The 16,218-nt window shown below is 34.0% G+C and carries 16 protein-coding genes and 1 tRNA gene; 10 read left to right on the top strand and 7 right to left on the bottom strand.

Going from position 1 to position 16,218, the window contains the following annotated elements:
* Positions 1–45 precede the first annotated feature (45 nt).
* Positions 46–1,086, top strand: a complete 1,041-nt coding sequence (locus tag ACZ2G0_RS10105; RefSeq protein WP_470307529.1) for an agmatine deiminase family protein — start codon at positions 46–48, stop codon at positions 1,084–1,086.
* 70 nt (positions 1,087–1,156) lie between these two features.
* Here the strand turns inward: ACZ2G0_RS10105 and ACZ2G0_RS10100 are convergent, their stop codons facing one another.
* The 5 genes from ACZ2G0_RS10100 to ACZ2G0_RS10080 form a co-directional block, all read right to left on the bottom strand.
* On the bottom strand, positions 1,157–1,999 hold the full coding sequence (locus ACZ2G0_RS10100; protein WP_470307528.1) for a DUF2911 domain-containing protein: 843 nt from the start codon (positions 1,997–1,999) through the stop codon (positions 1,157–1,159).
* A 58-nt stretch (positions 2,000–2,057) separates the two neighbouring features.
* Positions 2,058–2,732 carry an HAD family hydrolase gene (locus tag ACZ2G0_RS10095; RefSeq protein WP_470307527.1) on the bottom strand — a complete coding sequence of 225 codons (675 nt, stop codon included), beginning with the start codon at positions 2,730–2,732 and terminating at the stop codon, positions 2,058–2,060.
* Positions 2,733–2,805: 73 nt separating this feature from the next.
* Positions 2,806–3,522: a tRNA threonylcarbamoyladenosine dehydratase gene (locus ACZ2G0_RS10090; RefSeq protein WP_300286841.1), complete on the bottom strand. Its 717-nt coding sequence runs from the start codon at positions 3,520–3,522 to the stop codon at positions 2,806–2,808.
* Positions 3,523–3,570: 48 nt separating this feature from the next.
* A complete protein-coding gene (locus ACZ2G0_RS10085; protein ID WP_470307526.1) occupies positions 3,571–4,227 on the bottom strand; it encodes a TatD family hydrolase in 657 nt (218 codons plus the stop codon).
* 2 nt (positions 4,228–4,229) lie between these two features.
* A complete protein-coding gene (locus ACZ2G0_RS10080) occupies positions 4,230–4,829 on the bottom strand; it encodes a DUF1684 domain-containing protein (RefSeq protein WP_470307525.1) in 600 nt (199 codons plus the stop codon).
* Positions 4,830–4,926: 97 nt separating this feature from the next.
* Here ACZ2G0_RS10080 and ACZ2G0_RS10075 point away from each other — a divergent pair, with 97 nt between their 5' ends.
* From ACZ2G0_RS10075 to ACZ2G0_RS10050, 6 genes are all read left to right on the top strand, one after another.
* Positions 4,927–6,147 carry an MDR family MFS transporter gene (locus tag ACZ2G0_RS10075; RefSeq protein ID WP_470307524.1) on the top strand — a complete coding sequence of 407 codons (1,221 nt, stop codon included), beginning with the start codon at positions 4,927–4,929 and terminating at the stop codon, positions 6,145–6,147.
* Between the two features lie 252 nt (positions 6,148–6,399).
* Positions 6,400–6,759 carry a BlaI/MecI/CopY family transcriptional regulator gene (locus tag ACZ2G0_RS10070; protein ID WP_470307523.1) on the top strand — a complete coding sequence of 120 codons (360 nt, stop codon included), beginning with the start codon at positions 6,400–6,402 and terminating at the stop codon, positions 6,757–6,759.
* A gap of 520 nt (positions 6,760–7,279) precedes the next feature.
* Positions 7,280–8,701 carry a M56 family metallopeptidase gene (locus ACZ2G0_RS10065; protein WP_470307522.1) on the top strand — a complete coding sequence of 474 codons (1,422 nt, stop codon included), beginning with the start codon at positions 7,280–7,282 and terminating at the stop codon, positions 8,699–8,701.
* A 4-nt stretch (positions 8,702–8,705) separates the two neighbouring features.
* A complete protein-coding gene (locus ACZ2G0_RS10060; RefSeq protein ID WP_470307521.1) occupies positions 8,706–9,074 on the top strand; it encodes a BlaI/MecI/CopY family transcriptional regulator in 369 nt (122 codons plus the stop codon).
* Positions 9,075–9,111: 37 nt separating this feature from the next.
* On the top strand, positions 9,112–10,893 hold the full coding sequence (locus tag ACZ2G0_RS10055) for a M56 family metallopeptidase (RefSeq protein ID WP_470307520.1): 1,782 nt from the start codon (positions 9,112–9,114) through the stop codon (positions 10,891–10,893).
* Positions 10,894–10,956: 63 nt separating this feature from the next.
* Positions 10,957–11,097 carry an SsrA-binding protein gene (locus tag ACZ2G0_RS10050; RefSeq protein ID WP_470307519.1) on the top strand — a complete coding sequence of 47 codons (141 nt, stop codon included), beginning with the start codon at positions 10,957–10,959 and terminating at the stop codon, positions 11,095–11,097.
* On the opposite strand, the gene ACZ2G0_RS10045 is transcribed toward ACZ2G0_RS10050, so the two are convergent.
* On the bottom strand, positions 11,094–11,606 hold the full coding sequence (locus ACZ2G0_RS10045; protein WP_470307518.1) for an adenine phosphoribosyltransferase: 513 nt from the start codon (positions 11,604–11,606) through the stop codon (positions 11,094–11,096). The genes ACZ2G0_RS10050 and ACZ2G0_RS10045 overlap by 4 nt on opposite strands.
* 93 nt (positions 11,607–11,699) lie before the next feature.
* Between ACZ2G0_RS10045 and ACZ2G0_RS10040 the strand changes: the two genes are divergently transcribed.
* The 3 genes from ACZ2G0_RS10040 to ACZ2G0_RS10030 all read left to right on the top strand — a co-directional run bounded on the left by ACZ2G0_RS10040 (position 11,700) and on the right by ACZ2G0_RS10030 (position 14,151).
* A tRNA-Arg gene (locus ACZ2G0_RS10040) sits at positions 11,700–11,773 on the top strand.
* A 561-nt stretch (positions 11,774–12,334) separates the two neighbouring features.
* A complete protein-coding gene (locus tag ACZ2G0_RS10035; protein WP_470307517.1) occupies positions 12,335–12,991 on the top strand; it encodes a vWA domain-containing protein in 657 nt (218 codons plus the stop codon).
* Positions 12,992–13,014: 23 nt separating this feature from the next.
* Positions 13,015–14,151, top strand: coding sequence for a hypothetical protein (locus ACZ2G0_RS10030; RefSeq protein WP_470307516.1), 1,137 nt, complete (start codon positions 13,015–13,017; stop codon positions 14,149–14,151).
* A gap of 231 nt (positions 14,152–14,382) precedes the next feature.
* Here the strand turns inward: ACZ2G0_RS10030 and ACZ2G0_RS10025 are convergent, their stop codons facing one another.
* Positions 14,383–16,044, bottom strand: coding sequence for an ATP-binding protein (locus tag ACZ2G0_RS10025; RefSeq protein ID WP_470307515.1), 1,662 nt, complete (start codon positions 16,042–16,044; stop codon positions 14,383–14,385).
* Positions 16,045–16,218: the final 174 nt, after the last annotated feature.

Raw genomic sequence — 16,218 nt, 5'->3', positions numbered from 1 at the left:
CAAAACATTTTATTTTACCTTTGTTCTTCATAAAATAAATTCGCTATGACTGAAAATAAAAGAAGGTTTCCTGCTGAATGGGAAAAACAACAAGGAATTTTACTTTGCTTTCCCCATAATGGTAACGATTGGCCTGGAAAGTATGAAGCTATTCAATGGGCTTTTGTTGAATTCATTAAAAAAGTAAGTCAATACGAGATGGTTTTTCTGGTAGTTGCTGACCAAAAGTTACAAGACAAAGTAACGGAGATGCTAGAAAGAGCTCGAGTTGATCTTGCAAAAGTTTCGTTTATTATTCAAAAAACAAACAGAAGCTGGATGCGTGATTCAGGACCGATAGTGGTTTATAATGGAACAGAAAGAGAAGCACTCAATTTTAATTTTAATGGCTGGGCCAAATACAAAAACTATCAATTAGACAAGCATGTCCCTGCTCGAATAGCTGCTGAACTGAATATGCCGATGACCCAAGTAATGTACAAAGGTAAACCCGTAATTGTCGAGGGTGGCGCTATTGATGTAAACGGTAGAGGAACTTTACTAACATCCGAAGAATGTTTAATGCATCCTACTATTCAAGTTCGAAATGAAGGATTTACTAAAGCAGATTATGAAGCCGTTTTTAAAGAATACCTAGGAATTACCAATGTAATCTGGTTGGGTGATGGAATTGCTGGTGACGATACGCATGGTCATATTGATGATTTATGTCGTTTTATAAATGAAGATACCATTGTTACTATTGTGGAAACAAATCCTGAGGACAGCAACTACGCTCCACTACAGGACAACTTAAAACGATTGCAAAATGCAAAATTAGAAAACGGAAAATCACCCGTTATTGTGGCATTACCAATGCCAAAGCGATTGGATTTTGAAGATTTGCGTTTACCTGCTAGTTATGCCAACTTTCTAATTTTGAATAACTGCGTTTTGATGCCTACATTTAACGATCCTAATGACCGCGTAGCACTTAATATCTTAGCAGCGTGTTTTCCTGATAGAGAGATCATAGGAATCAGTGCTATTGACCTCATATGGGGATTTGGAACCTTACATTGCTTGAGCCAACAAATACCTGCTTAAAAACAGCCAACTCCTTGAAACAAAAAACACCAGCAATGCTGGTGTTTTTTTATGCTAAAAAAAGAAGTTTTTATTTACTCCATTCAGAGATACTGTCTTTATTCATTTTTACATAATCTTGATTTCCTGCTGCTTCAGATGCTACTAACGAAAGCTTAGCTGTTTCCATAGCTCCTTTTTTATCTCCTTGTTTTGCTTGAATCAATGATTTTAAACGTAGGTAGTAAAAAGGTTTTTCAGCACTCATTTCTAAAGCTTTATCAATGTACGTTCTCGCTTTATTAATATCTCCATTCGATTGTAAAAAATATTGAGCTGATCCAAAATAATCTCCTGCTGATGGACCTGCAAGTACTTTCTCTATACTAGCGATCGCAATTTTTTGCGTAGGTACTTCAAATTTTATAGCGGCAAATGAGTTTTCCCAAGAGATCTCTAAATTAGCAGAGTTATTTGTCAATGCACCAAATCCAATTGTAAAAGTATCAACTGCCTTAGGTAATGCTTCTTCTTTTACAGTAGTTCTTAATGCTACATTAGCTTCTTTAAATTCTGCTGGATTTCCCCAGTTATCCGTTGCTGTATAAAAGATAACTTCCCAACTTTGGATACTTGGAATAGTATACAAGGCATATTTTCCTTTTTTTAATGTTTTCCCGTCGATCATAACGTCATCACTAAAAGAAACAGTAGTATTTTCGTTAGCACCGGTTCTCCATAACTGTCCAAACGGAACTAAATTACCAAAAACAGCTCTTCCTCTGGCAGATGGTCTTGAGTAAACAACTTCAACATCAGTCAAACCTACAACTTGGTTAATCACTGCTTTGGGACTCGCTTGTGGTGTTTTTACTTGTGCTTGCAGCGTAAATTGCGTTATAATAACTGCTAAAGCAATAAGAATCTTTTTCATACTATATCTATTTAAATTTATGTTTTTCCAAATTTACAAATTCAGAAATGTTAATTTGTTAATTATTACTTAATTTGGAATCTAATTGACGGACTACTTCAAAATTTAATTCGGTAAAATGATCAATAATAGTATCCGCCGCAGATAAATCTTGCGCTTCCGAATGGATGCTATTATAACCAACACAAAAAATACCGGCGGCTTTAGCAGCTTTAACACCATTTGTACTGTCTTCAATAACAATGCATTTTTCTTTAGGTGCCAAAGATAAACTAGCAGCAAATTCAAAAATTGCAGGATGCGGCTTGGATTGCGGAAAATCTTCGCCGCTCACCTTGTGTGTAAAATAGGGATTTAGTCCAAAGCGATTAAAAACACGATCGATTGTCACTTTCGAAGCAGATGAAGCCAAGATCAATTGTATTCCGTTTTGGTGTAAATCGACAATAAGTTGCCTAACACCATCCAATAAATCTAAATCCTTTTTAGTGTCAAAGGCATCATTAAATATAGCACGCTTTCGCTGGATCAAATCTTCTACTTCATGTTCTAAACCAAATATTTCTTTTATTTTTTGAAAAACATTTCTGGTAGAAAAACCGGTGAAAGAGGTATATAACTCCTCCGAAACTTCAATGTTCAGTTCTTTAAAATGTTGAAAATAGGCATAACGGTGCACCGGTTCGGTATCAACAATTACACCATCCATATCAAATATTACTGTTTGTATCATAAGTAAGTATGCTTTTTTGAGAACTGAATGCTTTTTTAAAGATAGCTCCTCTTTTACTAATTAAATAGGCTCTTTACTCTTTTTTAAGTAAATATCGAATCACTGTTTCGGCAGCATACAACCCAAATAATCCAGGCATATAACTGTTTGTACCATAAAATGATCGTTTAAAATTAGAGCCATCCGTCATTTTTAAACTGCTTTCGTCTTGTATTTCCGATGAGAAAACCACCTTCAATTTGTCAATTTTATGTTCTTTAAGTCTTTTACGAATGGTTTTTGCGAGAAAACAATTCTCAGTACTATTAATATCCGCCACTTTTACTTTGGCGGCTTCCATTTTTCCACCCGCTCCCATACTTGAGATGATTTTCACTCTTTTTCGCTTTGCTGCGATGATCAAATTCAGTTTTGGAGTAATGCTGTCAATACAATCCAATACATAATCATAGTCGGCCGTTACGGTCGCTAGCGCACGCTCTGGAGATAAAAACTCTTGTATACGCGTCAGTTTTAATTCGGGATTGATATCCATTAATCGATCACCTACTATGGTTACTTTTGGTTGTCCAACAGTAGAATGTAAAGCAGGTAGTTGCCTATTAATATTGGTAATATCTACCACATCCCCATCAACTATAGTCATAGTTCCTACTCCTGCTCTTGCCAAAAATTCAGCTGCAAAAGATCCTACGCCTCCAAGGCCTACTACTAATACATTTGCTTTTTGCAATTTATCCAGACCTTCTTTTTTAAATAATAGTTCTGCTCTTTCTGTCCACTCTGCCATTGTACTTTTTTCTAGTTTAAAAATTGAAGCGATGCGCTTCCCTTCTTCTTATGTTAATTTATTTTTGAATACAGCATTAAAATTCGTCGCAATAATTGCTTGTAATTCTGCTATTGAAATGTTCTTGTATTTTGCTGCCAAAGTATATACTTCTTGAATCGTTTGTTCAGATGTATCGGTTTCTAAAAAAAATCGGTCGTTTGGTACAGCAGTAAATACCGACTCTAATTCGGGATTTTTCATAAGATACTTTCCAAACGACAGGTAAAATCCATTGTTTAGCAGCTGTGTTGCCAACTGTACATTTTTAGAAAAACCGTGAATTACAATTGGAACCGTGCTATTTAATTTGTTTTTGATTTCGATTAGTTCTTGAAAAGCAGCTACACAATGAATGATAACGGGCTTATTGTACTTTTGGGCCAACACTAGCTGTTGCTCAAAAACCTTTGTTTGCAGATCTAATGGAGTTTCTATCCGTTTATCGAGTCCACATTCGCCTATGGCAAGGCAAGAATCGAGTATTATTTTCTCCTCAATAGTCTTTAAATCACTTGCTATCCTATCGGTTTCAATGTACCATGGATGAATTCCAATAGAATAGGCAGTACAAGCACAATCAAACTCCCACGGATATTGATTGACCAGTTCTAAAACGGTCGTTTGGTTTGTAAACTGATGCGTATGTAAATTAAAATAGTCCATGACTAATGAAATTTCTTTACACCTGCTTTAATTTCAATATCTAAATCATTTTCAAGAGGAACCAAAGGACAAGAGTACTTATAATTGTACGCACAATACGGATTGTAGGCAGTATTAAAGTCTACTACAATTGTATTTCCTTCTGGAATTTTTAAATCAATATACCTTCCACCGATGTAGCTTTCTTTTCCTGAGGTTAGATCAGAGAAAGGTAAAAAAAGATCGTCTTTGTACTGCGGTTTTTTAGAAAGCTCTATGTCTCGATACACGTTTAGTTTAAGCTTCTTTCCTTCCAGAGTAAACGTTAGCTCTCCATATTTTATATAAGCAGGCGTTCTAGATGTAGATGTTTTCATCTTGAAAGGTTTCTCTTTTTTAGTTCTTGTAAACTGAGCAACAACGAAAGCTTTTTCATTAATGGGAAAAAACTCTAAGCTCTTAAATTTAGCCAAATCGGCTGCCATCAATGGGCTTTCCTTTGGGTTGGCGTACTCTGCGTTGATTTTATTTTGGAATTCTTGTACTGCTTTACTATCAAATTTTTCTTGGGCTTGTCCAATCGTAGCGATGCACAAAAGGATTACAGAAAGTATTTTTTTCATGATTTAGATTTTAGCAAAAATAGTTTAAAAGTAACAAAGAGACAAAGTAACCATGAGACAAAGTTTTTTACCTTTGTAACTCATTAGAAATTTCCCCATGCTTAAAAACGCTTTTCGACAATACATCAATAATTTCAAAGGTTTTTCAAGAGAAATTTGGATACTCGCCATCATCACTTTTATCAATCGAGCCGGAACTATGGTCTTGCCTTTTTTATCCAAGTATTTGAAGGAAAATTTACAATTTTCCTACGGTGAAGTGGGTTGGATAATGGTCGCTTTTGGTTGTGGATCAATGTTAGGCTCTTGGTTAGGTGGAAAACTTTCGGACAAAATAGGATTTTATAAAATCATGGTATTTAGTTTATTCACCAGCGGAATCTTCTTTTTTGTTTTGCAGTACATTACTTCATTTTGGGGACTGTGTATCGGGATGTTTAGTATCATGACCTTAGCGGATATGTTTAGACCCGCGATGTTTGTTTCGCTCGCTACCTATGCGAAACCTGAAAACAGAACCAGAGCGCTGACACTAGTTCGTTTAGCTGTTAATCTTGGTTTTGCTGCCGGACCAGCCTTGGGTGGACTTATTATCATGGGTATGGGTTACCAAGGTTTATTTTGGGTAGATGGATCGTCCTGTGTGGTTGCTATTTTAATTTTTGCACTTTTAGTAAAAGAAAAAAAGAAAGTAGTAGATCCAAATGTCTCCATTTCAATTACAGCTGTTTCCTCGGTTTTTAAAGATAAGATTTTCTGGATTTTCTTATTCGTTAGTTTTGTAACGGCTATGATTTTCTTTCAACTTTTTACGACGCTACCACTTTATCATAGTGAGCAATTTGGACTAAGCGAATTTCAAACTGGATTATTAATGACTCTAAACGGACTCTTGATATTTGCCCTTGAAATGCCTTTTGTGGGTTATTTTGAAAGAAAGAAGGTGCAGAAATTAAAAATCATCCTTTGGGGTGTTTTATTAATGTCTTTTAGTTTTTATCTACTTTTAATAAATACGTGGGCCGGCATATTAGTCATTAGTATGATTTTTATTTCGATAGGTGAAATACTCGCTTTTCCGTTTTCGAATACTTTTGCTTTAAGTAGAGCGCCAAAAGGACACGAAGGACGTTATATGGCTTTGTACACGATGAGTTTTAGTTTAGCTCACATTGTCAGTTCTAAATCGGGATTGGAGATTATTGCTCAATCAGGCTATCAAACCAATTGGTTTATTATGGGAAGTTTTGGTATCGCAGCAGCAGTATGTTGCATTTGGATTCAGAAACTTTTGAAAAAAGAAACCCAAATAGTGTAGCAAATTCAAAAAAATAAATTGTGTTGAGAAGCCTTTGTTTATCCTGTAAACAAAGGCTTTTTTAATTTTCGGACAGTTAGCTAACTTAAAATTTAGTTAAATAACTATAAAAATAGTTTGTAAACTATAAATATAGTTGTAAGTTTGGATTGCGTTAAGGATAGTAGGCGGCATCCTCGTAGTGAAACGAAGAGATACAGCCGAATAGCCTGACCCGCTTTTTAGCGGGTAACGCCCAAATAAACTTATACTATGCAAAAATTAACCAATAAAGAAGAGGAAATCATGCAGATTTTATGGAAGCTAAAAAAGGCTTTTGTGAAAGAAGTTATGGCCGAAATCACTGAGGAGCGACCGCATTACAATACGCTTTCGACTATTGTGCGCAACCTGGAAGAAAAGGGATATGTGGCACATAATGCCTACGGAAACACGCATCAGTACTACCCTATTGTTCCTATTGAGGACTACCGAAAACGATTTATGAGTACTGCAATTGATACTTATTTTAATAGCTCGTACAAAAATATGGTTTCGTTTTTTGCCAAAGAAGAAAAAATATCGGCTGCAGAATTAAGAGAAATTTTGGCAATGATTGAGAATCAGGATTAACAATAAAACTAACCAACCACAATAAACCAATTTTGAGATGGAAGCATTTTACATTTATTTTCTTAAAGCTAGCGGCTTACTTACACTATTTTATTTAGCCTATCATTTTACTCTGAGAAAAGAGACCTTCTTTACTTCCAACAGATGGTTTTTACTGGCCGGATTAATAACCTCCGTTTCATTACCATTACTATTTTATACAAAGGTAATTCAAGTTGAAGCCACTCCTCTTACTTTTGATTGGACAACTTTAAAAACTACAAACGCATCAAAAGAAGATAATCCGCGAATTGATTGGTATCTGATCGTAAGTTACTTATATGGGTTTGGTACTTTACTCTTTATGTCAAAAATCATACTTGACTATTATAGACTACAAACGATTTTAAAAAACAAAGCCTTCAGATCAGAATCTAACCTTAAGTTTATCGACACAGTAGATCATATTGAGCCGTTCTCTTTTTTTAGTACCATTGTATACAATTCATCATTATACAATTCGACTGAATTAGATAGTATTTTGCAGCACGAAAAAGTTCACAGCAGACAATATCACACTGTAGACGTTTTATTAACAAGGTTTTTTTGTGCTCTTTTCTGGTTTAATCCTATAATTTGGCTCTACAAAAAAGCCATTGTTCAAAATCTAGAATTTATCGCTGACAAGGAGGCCTTAAAGAAATTAGAAGACAAAAAAGGGTACCAGTTAACTCTTTTAAAAATAACAACTCAAGAAAATTGTATTTCAATCACCAATCATTTTTATCAATCATTAATCAAAAAACGAATCATTATGTTAAACAAAAATCAATCAAAAAAAATTAATTCATGGAAATATGCTATGGTCCTTCCGGCACTTGTTGCTTTTGTGTTTTTATTTCAAGTAAAAGTTGTAGCACAGGAAAAGGAAAGTGAATTTAAAATCACTAATGCGCCGGTAACAGTGTCGCTACATGTTATGTCTAAATCGACTCAACAAGATCTCGATGTTGAGAAAGAATTCTTTAAAACGACTTATGGAATAGGTTTAACATTTACGGATCTTAAATTTAATAGCAATAATGAGATAATCGCAATTTCAGTTCGTATGGAAGACAAAGCTGGAGTAAAAAAAATATACAAAGTCAATGGAGACAAACCTATTAAGCCCTTTGATATTTTTGTAAAAGAAGACAAATCAAATCAAATCACTTTTGGTTTTAGTGCCTCAAGTAAGGAGAATCTTCATTTAAAAAATCATATGGATTTTGTGAACAAGCAGCAGAATAAATCAGATAAAAACAATGATGAGCCAAAAGTAGAAATAATTTCTTCATCGTCACCTTATCCATCATGGAGCATCACAAATGCAACTAAAAACGGAAAAGAATACCTTATCGTAATTGATGGGCAAAAACAAAATAAGAATGACCTAATCAAAGTGGATCTAGATTCAGAAATTGCATCATCGATTACTTTGCCAGCTACTTTAGCAGAAAAAAAATATGGTGCGGAAGGAGCTAACGGAGCCTTTGAAATAACAACAAAAAAAAATAGCTCAAAATCTAGCGAAGCCTTAGAGGATACAAAGCCTACTAATAAAGGTTGGGAGATAAAAATGGGTGTTTCAGAAGTAAGTTATAATACAATTAAAAATTTTAGTGATAAAAAAGAAGATAAAGATTCAGAAGCAAAATATAGGATAGCTATTCCAGAAGATAACTTAGATAACGTTAAAATCAATAAAGATGTTGACTACAAAAAAGCAGTAATTATTATAAATGGCAAAGTAAGTAGCGTTGCAATTTTGAATCAGCTAAAGCCAGAACAAATTGCAAATATAAGCATTGAAAAGATAGACAGTGTTAGTGAAAAAAGTAAACAGTTGGCTATACAGAAATTTGGTGAGCAAGCTATCAATGGAATTATTTATGTTCAAACTAAAGATTTTTTAAAAAAATAAAACGATGCAAAAATTAACCAATAAAGAAGAGGAAATCATGCAGATTTTATGGAAGCTAAAAAAGGCTTTTGTGAAAGAAGTTATGGCCGAAATCACCGAGGAGCAACCGCATTACAATACGCTTTCGACTATTGTACGCAACCTGGAAGAAAAGGGATATGTAGCACATAATGCCTACGGGAACACGCATCAGTACTACCCTATTGTTCCTATTGAGGACTACCGAAAACGATTTATGAGTACTGCAATTGATACTTATTTTAATAGCTCGTACAAAAATATGGTTTCGTTTTTTGCCAAAGAAGAAAAAATATCCGCTGCGGAATTAAGAGAAATTTTGGCAATGATTGAGAATCAGGAAGCAACCAAATAATTGTGTACATTTAAAGTCTACTTAAACAGCTCTATACATGGAACTTATTGCAATTTATCTACTTAAATCGTGTGGCTTGCTACTGTTGTTTTTTGCAGCCTATCACTTTTTGTTGCGAAAGGAAACCTTTTTCACTGCTAACAGATGGTTTTTAGTAGCAGGATTACTGACTTCCGTCATTTTACCATTGGTAGTATTTACTACAATTGTTTGGGTAGAACCCAATCCCGAACCTTTTGACTGGTCTAAAATGCCAGTGAGAGCAATAGCTGAGGAGGATACTACCGAAAGATATATTTATTTTAGTTTAGCCTTCCTGTATACTGTGGGAGTTTTAGGTTTGTTAACAAAATTCGGCTTTGACTTTTACAGCCTTCGCAAACTTTTTAAAGGACAGCCTGCAACGAAAAAAGCCAACTTTATCCTTATTGATAGTAGTGAAAATCGCGCGCCTTTCTCTTTTTTCAAAACCATTGTCTACAATTCAGCACTTTATAATCCCTCCGAACTTCAAAATATTTTAGAACACGAAAAAGTGCACAGCGAGCAACATCATTCAGTAGATGTTTTACTATCCCGACTCTTTTGTATTCTTTTTTGGTTCAATCCGGTGGTGTGGTTGTACAAAAAAGCAATCATTCAAAATTTGGAATTCATTGCAGACAGTGTGGCATTGAAAAGAATAACCGACAAAAAAGCCTATCAAATTACCTTACTAAAAATAACAACCCAAGAGCAATGTGTTGCACTTGCCAATCCTTTTTATCAATCATTAATCAAAAAACGAATCGTTATGTTAAACAAAAATCAATCTCACAAAAGAAATTCTTGGAAGTACGCTACTGTTGTACCCGCACTAATAGGATTTATGTTATTGTTTCAAGTAGAAGTCGTGGCGCAAGAAAAAGCACCAAAAGAAACTAACAAAACTACATACAATACTGTTTCGAGCGCAGTTGAAGTTATGCCGACTGACAGCATTAAAAAAATGAAAACTGCTGTAACTTCATCAGAAACTACCAATACGATTACTGCTGAAACAGAAATTTATATCAATGGTAAAAAAGTTACTAAGCAAGAATTAGATGCTACCGATGCAGCAACTATTGCAACGATGAATGTCACGAAAAACAATGGTAAAAATACTATTGAGATTATTACTAAAGACAACAAAAATACTTCCTCATTCACATTTGAAACAAAGACGGCTACGGAAGAATTAGAGGTTGAAAAAATAGATCCTACAAATTTGACAGGAGCTAAGGGACCACGAGGAAGCTATACAGTAACATCAACTTATACTACGTCAGATAAAAATACGCTCCCTACTAATGTAACATACTTTGTAAACGGAAAAAAAGTAAGCCCACTTGAAGCCGAAAGTCTGAGTCCAAATGATATAACCTCTGTTGATGTAGATAAAAATACGGGAACCAATAAAAATGCCGTTCGTATTGTAACCAAAAATTACGTCTATAACAAAGTAAATGTACCTGAACCGCCTACTCCACCAACACCGCCTACTTTTAACTTTAAAACTCCAAAAGCTCCCAATTTCCCCAAAGCACCTCTAGCACCCAAAGGTTCACCTAGCACGGGAGATAAAAAAGAATGGGCTGATTTTAACAAAAAAATGGAAGAGTTCGAGAAGAAAATGAAAGCCATTGAGCCGGAGATCGCTGCTTTTGACAAAAAAATGGCCGAATTTGATAAACAAATGGAGCCTTTTAATGCCAAGATGAAAGTTTTTGAAAAAGAAATGGAAGTATATGAAAAGCAAATGAAAGCCTATCAAGCTAAAATCAAAGCTACTAAATAATCACATAAAAATGCCGCTCCATCAAAGAGCGGCATTTTTTATATCTTTGTCAAAAATAAAAGTATGTTTAAAATTCTGGCACACCTCAACCGCTTAGTTCTTCCTAGTTTCACCAAACAAGGTTTAGATTTGGCTAAAGCCAAAAAATGGCAAATGGCAATCATTGGATACCGCTATTATATTACTACGAGAGCAATAGACTAATAGTTTATCGCAGCAAAAATAGGGTAAGTACCTAATTTATCCCTTCCGTTTAAAAACGAAAGCTCCATTATAAAATTAAGTTGTACAATCTCACCACCTAGTCGCTCTACTAATTCGCAAACCGCTTTAGCGGTACCTCCTGTGGCCAAAACATCATCGTGAATTAGAATTCGGTCGCCTTTTTTAATGGCATCACTATGCATTTCTAATGTATCTGAACCATATTCTAAATCATAACTAGCAGCAATAGTATCGTAAGGTAATTTATTAGGTTTACGAACAGGAATAAAGCCAGCATTTAGTTCTTGCGCCAACAACATCCCAAAGAAGAAACCACGGCTTTCTACTCCAATTACTTTGTCAATCTGCTTGCCTTTTACCGAATCGACTAGTATTTGCAAGCATTCTTTGTTGGCTGTGGCATCAATTAATAAAGGAGTGATGTCTTTAAATACAATTCCTTCTTTTGGAAATCCTTGAATATCACGTATATACTTTTTTAAGGTCATTTTTTTTAAATTTTATCGAATAATATGCTTGCAATTTACACATTTATACTTATATTTGCACCCGCAATCAGGTTATTATTAACCATTGCAAATGGCCTTGTGGCGCAACTGAATAGCGCACTTGATTACGGCTCAAGAGGTTACTGGTTTGAATCCAGTCAAGGTCACAAAAAACTCCAAATGAAAATTTGGAGTTTTTTTATGATTTAAAGTCAAAAACCTGCCTAAAATAATACAGTTAGAATTGATGTAGCAAAAATCTTTTGAGATACCAACTACTACTTCAAATACACTTTTATCGGTACTAATTCACCCTCCATAATGGCGTACCTAAATCATCATTTACATTAGCTCCTTCCTCTTTTAAAGTAAGACTTTAGGATGTGGCCAAAGATAAACGGAGCTAGCAACATAGCAATTTTAAGCTAACTCAATTTCTGCTATACAGGAACTACTATTTTGTCCTTCAATAAAACGTTTTTATCGGACTGCATTCGAATCTTATTATTTTCTAACTGTTATTAAGTGCAGTAATCCTTTTACAGCCAATCATTTTTAAGTCCTGCCTTATTTTATGCAAGTGCACAATCTATTACAGCTGTACTTTTTCACGATTACTACTAGGATTTGATGTTGTTTTGTAATTTTAAAAAGAATTGCAAGCTTGCAAAGAATAGTTTACCCTACTCTTTCATGATAATTTTGAACAATAATCAAAAAAAAATGTCATGAAAAACAAAAAAACGCTTTACCATTTTGTAGTAGATAAAAGTGGTTCAATGAGTAATTGCAGAGAAACAACTATAAATGGTTTTAATGCACAATTAGAAACTATAAAGAGTTTGCAAAGTGAATTTCCAGAACAGTGCTTTGAAATTTCACTTACTATTTTCGACCATGAAATTAACCCTATTCTCAGTCATGTACGAGCCAACAATTTTGAATACCTAACAAGTAAAAAATACAATCCAAGTGGAACTACAGCGTTATTGGATGCAATAGGTACTTCGATCAATCAAATAAGAATTACTAATGAAAGTAACATCTTAAACGACGATATGAGTGTGGTTATGGTTATCCTTACAGATGGTATAGAAAATGCAAGCCGCGAATTTACCTATCATCAAATTGCCTCCACAATAGCTACGTTAGAAAATACAGAGAGATGGACATTTACTTTTTTAGGGGCTGATATTGATGCTGTCCACACTTCAAAAATGTTAAATATCCGAGAAGAAAATGTCATTTCATTTAATAAATCTGGGATGAAAGAAATGATGGATGATATTAGTGAAGGGATGCATTTGTATTCAAAAAGTAAAGCTACAGGGGTTACTAAAAAAAACTTTTTAGATTTTATCAGCAATAAGAATAAAAGAAATTAAATTTTAATTATTAGCTTAGTCATATGAAAATTCACCTTGTAAGATCTCCTGAATTAGACGAAATAACCTATCATAATGTATTGCAGTTACTGCAACAATACCGGGGGCCTATACAATTTATTTCAAGTGAAAATGAGCTGGGATTTCATGAAGATGAAATGCAGGAAAAAACTTGGCTGAACAAAGAAGACTTTGAGAAAAAGAACCTAATTTTATGTTCACAAATAATATCCATCGGTGAATATAAAATTAGTTTCCCTCACAAAGAAAAAGTCAAGACTTGGAAGCAGTTTTTTAAAGAATGTGACACCTACAGAAAGATAAAAAAAATTCCCGCTAATGAGATCGTAATCTTATTAACTGATATTGGGAACGACAAGAATTGGTTTGGAGCACCTTCCCCTTCAATGAAAAATTATTTTATTCAGACATCGAATTGGGAGCATTATTTTGGTAACGGCATTGATACTCGTTTCCCTATTGCGTACGAAGTAATTATCTGGCTAATGCGCTTTTATATGTTTCCTGATACTAATTCCATATTTCGAAATATACATAAAAACCCCATAGGGTGTATCATGGATTTTTGCCAAGATAAATCTCAAATTATATTAAAAATGCGTACCGCAGATGTTTGTGAAAAATGTATGGAACATTTTACAGCTCGAGACATACCCGTATTATATGCGCAACAGTTTTTTGACATTTTAGATGGTATCAGAAAAAGTATGACGTTTCGTGGAAGAGCGGTGCTTTTACACAAACCTAGCGCCATAGAAATAAAAAGTCGGGCACAAAAAATATTCTTTATTGATTTAGGCGGTCTTGAACTAAGGCTAAACCCCAAAGAAAAAGCGCTTTACCTTCTGTTTTTAAAACATCCTGACGGTATATTTCTTCATGAACTACAAGACCACAGGAAAGAATTAAAAGATACTTACAGTTGCTTTTGTACACAAACAGATAATAATCTTATTAATCAGGCTATTGACAACTTGGTAAACCCCTTAGATAATGATAAGGATATTGTATTATCCCGAATTAACAAAAAAATAAAAGAAGCGGTAGGCGAATCTCTGATGGATTTCTATACTATAAAAGGAGAGCACGGTGGTAGAAAAAAAATAAAATTGGACCGAGAGTTAGTGACTTTTATCTAAAGAGCGCAACCAAAAATTTAAATCAAAAAATAACATCTACAGTTAGATTTCATCACAGTACTTTCCAATACAGTTAAATTAGTTTTCCATTGGGATGTAATGCACTTAGACCACTTCTACAAAGGTTAAGTACCTACTACTAACATTTGGTCTAAGCATCAAAATGAATTCATGTAGAACAATGCTATCTTCTAAACAAAGTTAGTAGTAGGCTCAGCCAAAGTAAGACTATTAAAAACCAATTTTAGTAGCAGTGCCACTTTTCTCCCATTTCTCAGAATCACAAAAACTAATGATTTTTTCAAAAGTTAATTTATTTCCTAGCACTACTTCTTCCATAATACATTTACGGGCAATATTCCCCATTTCACCACCTGAAAATTTATAGGAATTGGCAAGAAATAATGCTTCTTTTGCGGATATTGACGGTACTTTATTTTTCCAAATTTTAGCAGCGTTTTCTAATGATGGCACCTCAAATTTTATTTTGAATAGAAAGCGTCTTTCAAAAGCAGGATCCAAATTTGAAAACAAATTTGAAGTGGCAAATAGGATTCCGTTAAAATTTTCTATTTCCTCTAAAAGGATATTCTGAATCGCATTTTCGGTATCGGACACACTGGAGGAACCAGCACTTTTGCGTTTTCCTATCACCGCATCCGCTTCATTAAAAAGTAATATCGGACATACTTTTTCTTGTTTCTTGAATTCATAATAATCTGTAAATATCTTTTTAACTAGTTTTTGGCTTTCGCCGAACCACATCGACTTAGTTTCCGAGATTTCTACCTTAAATATTGGTCTTTTATATTTTTTAGCAATTTGATAAACGGTTTCCGTTTTCCCCGTTCCTGGTGCACCATAAAACAATACTACCACACCAACCGGGAGCTGATGCTCACCTAATCCCTTTTGCAAATTTAAAAATGACTTATGTGACATACTGTTAACAACAGGCTCTAACAATTGTTTCTCTAAAGGATTGTAAAACAAATTGTTTTTTTGAATGGCATCTGGATAAGTGAGTTTATCATTGTTGCTGTCCTTTTGAAGAAATACAATTCCTTCCATATCGCGGAGCATCGATATCGATTTTGCAGATAATCGTAAATGGTGTTTATTGGCAAATTCACTTTTGTCTTTTTCAACTAAATTCAACGTATTTAACTTTGTTTTCCCCAGTAGAAAATTAGAAACATAGTCGAAAGTGTCGCTCCTCGTGTTGGTAAAATCATCAACTGTTTTTTGAAAAGCGGTATTGAAATTATTATCACCTATAGCAATAACATCAATTATAGTATCAAAAAATATAAAAGAATCGATAGGTTCTAAATTCTCAAATGCATAATTAACTAAAGGAAATTTTAGATTACTCTCTATTAATTTTTTGAATCGATATACAAAACTACTGTAACGAATTTCTTTTTGGTCTTTGGCATCACTTAAAATATCTAATTCTTTCAAAAAGGTATAAAAAGTATCCTCTTTAGGTTGTATTGAAATCAATTCAGAGGGAATTTGTGTATTTGAAACTAAAAATTCTAACAGATCTTTCCTTATGCAATAATCTGTACGTAGCATGTTTCTATGCGTGTCACTCACCAATATATTTTTGTCAATTAAATGCGTAATATCACTCATGTGAGTTAATAAACCAATTTTCTCTACACCCAAATAAGAAATCAATTCATTCAATTCAATTTCATCAAAACACGACAAACTAATAAAACTAGCAAGCAAAATACTTTGGACTTCGTTAATTTGAAAATAAGTAGAAATATACTTTAATTCTAACAGTACACTACTGTATTTATCACTATCTAACTTGGATTCTTTTGAAACTTGATGCACTGTTTCAACGGCTTTCAAAATAGTAATTTCTGTGGTTTTCATGATTTAGTTTTTTAGAATGGTACAAAACTAAAACGACACACTGCCAAAGTGTGTCGTAGTGAAAACGAACTGTATCTATTTTGAGATATAACCTAATTTATAATTTTCAAGAATTAAGAGTCTCTTTGTAAATCTCCGCGTAAGTATCGTAATCGTATTTACTGTCAATAGTAT

This window comes from Flavobacterium sp. KKT103 (genome assembly GCF_055640565.1).
Note: the sequence above shows the minus strand (reverse complement) of the source record. Positions and strands in the feature narration are given on the sequence as shown.

Bases quoted from the DNA above. Each gene is read 5' to 3' on its own strand.
- ACZ2G0_RS10055 (WP_470307520.1), top strand. From the start codon at position 9,112: ATGGAACTTATTGCAATTTATCTACTTAAATCGTGTGGCTTGCTACTG.
- ACZ2G0_RS10045 (WP_470307518.1), bottom strand. From the start codon at position 11,606: ATGACCTTAAAAAAGTATATACGTGATATTCAAGGATTTCCAAAAGAA.
- ACZ2G0_RS10035 (WP_470307517.1), top strand. From the start codon at position 12,335: ATGAAAAACAAAAAAACGCTTTACCATTTTGTAGTAGATAAAAGTGGT.
- ACZ2G0_RS10025 (WP_470307515.1), bottom strand. From the start codon at position 16,044: ATGAAAACCACAGAAATTACTATTTTGAAAGCCGTTGAAACAGTGCAT.
- ACZ2G0_RS10030 (WP_470307516.1), top strand. From the start codon at position 13,015: ATGAAAATTCACCTTGTAAGATCTCCTGAATTAGACGAAATAACCTAT.
- ACZ2G0_RS10080 (WP_470307525.1), bottom strand. From the start codon at position 4,829: ATGAAAAAAATACTTTCTGTAATCCTTTTGTGCATCGCTACGATTGGA.
- ACZ2G0_RS10095 (WP_470307527.1), bottom strand. From the start codon at position 2,732: ATGATACAAACAGTAATATTTGATATGGATGGTGTAATTGTTGATACC.
- ACZ2G0_RS10100 (WP_470307528.1), bottom strand. From the start codon at position 1,999: ATGAAAAAGATTCTTATTGCTTTAGCAGTTATTATAACGCAATTTACG.
- ACZ2G0_RS10060 (WP_470307521.1), top strand. From the start codon at position 8,706: ATGCAAAAATTAACCAATAAAGAAGAGGAAATCATGCAGATTTTATGG.
- ACZ2G0_RS10070 (WP_470307523.1), top strand. From the start codon at position 6,400: ATGCAAAAATTAACCAATAAAGAAGAGGAAATCATGCAGATTTTATGG.
- ACZ2G0_RS10075 (WP_470307524.1), top strand. From the start codon at position 4,927: ATGCTTAAAAACGCTTTTCGACAATACATCAATAATTTCAAAGGTTTT.
- ACZ2G0_RS10050 (WP_470307519.1), top strand. From the start codon at position 10,957: ATGTTTAAAATTCTGGCACACCTCAACCGCTTAGTTCTTCCTAGTTTC.
- ACZ2G0_RS10090 (WP_300286841.1), bottom strand. From the start codon at position 3,522: ATGGCAGAGTGGACAGAAAGAGCAGAACTATTATTTAAAAAAGAAGGT.
- ACZ2G0_RS10105 (WP_470307529.1), top strand. From the start codon at position 46: ATGACTGAAAATAAAAGAAGGTTTCCTGCTGAATGGGAAAAACAACAA.
- ACZ2G0_RS10085 (WP_470307526.1), bottom strand. From the start codon at position 4,227: ATGGACTATTTTAATTTACATACGCATCAGTTTACAAACCAAACGACC.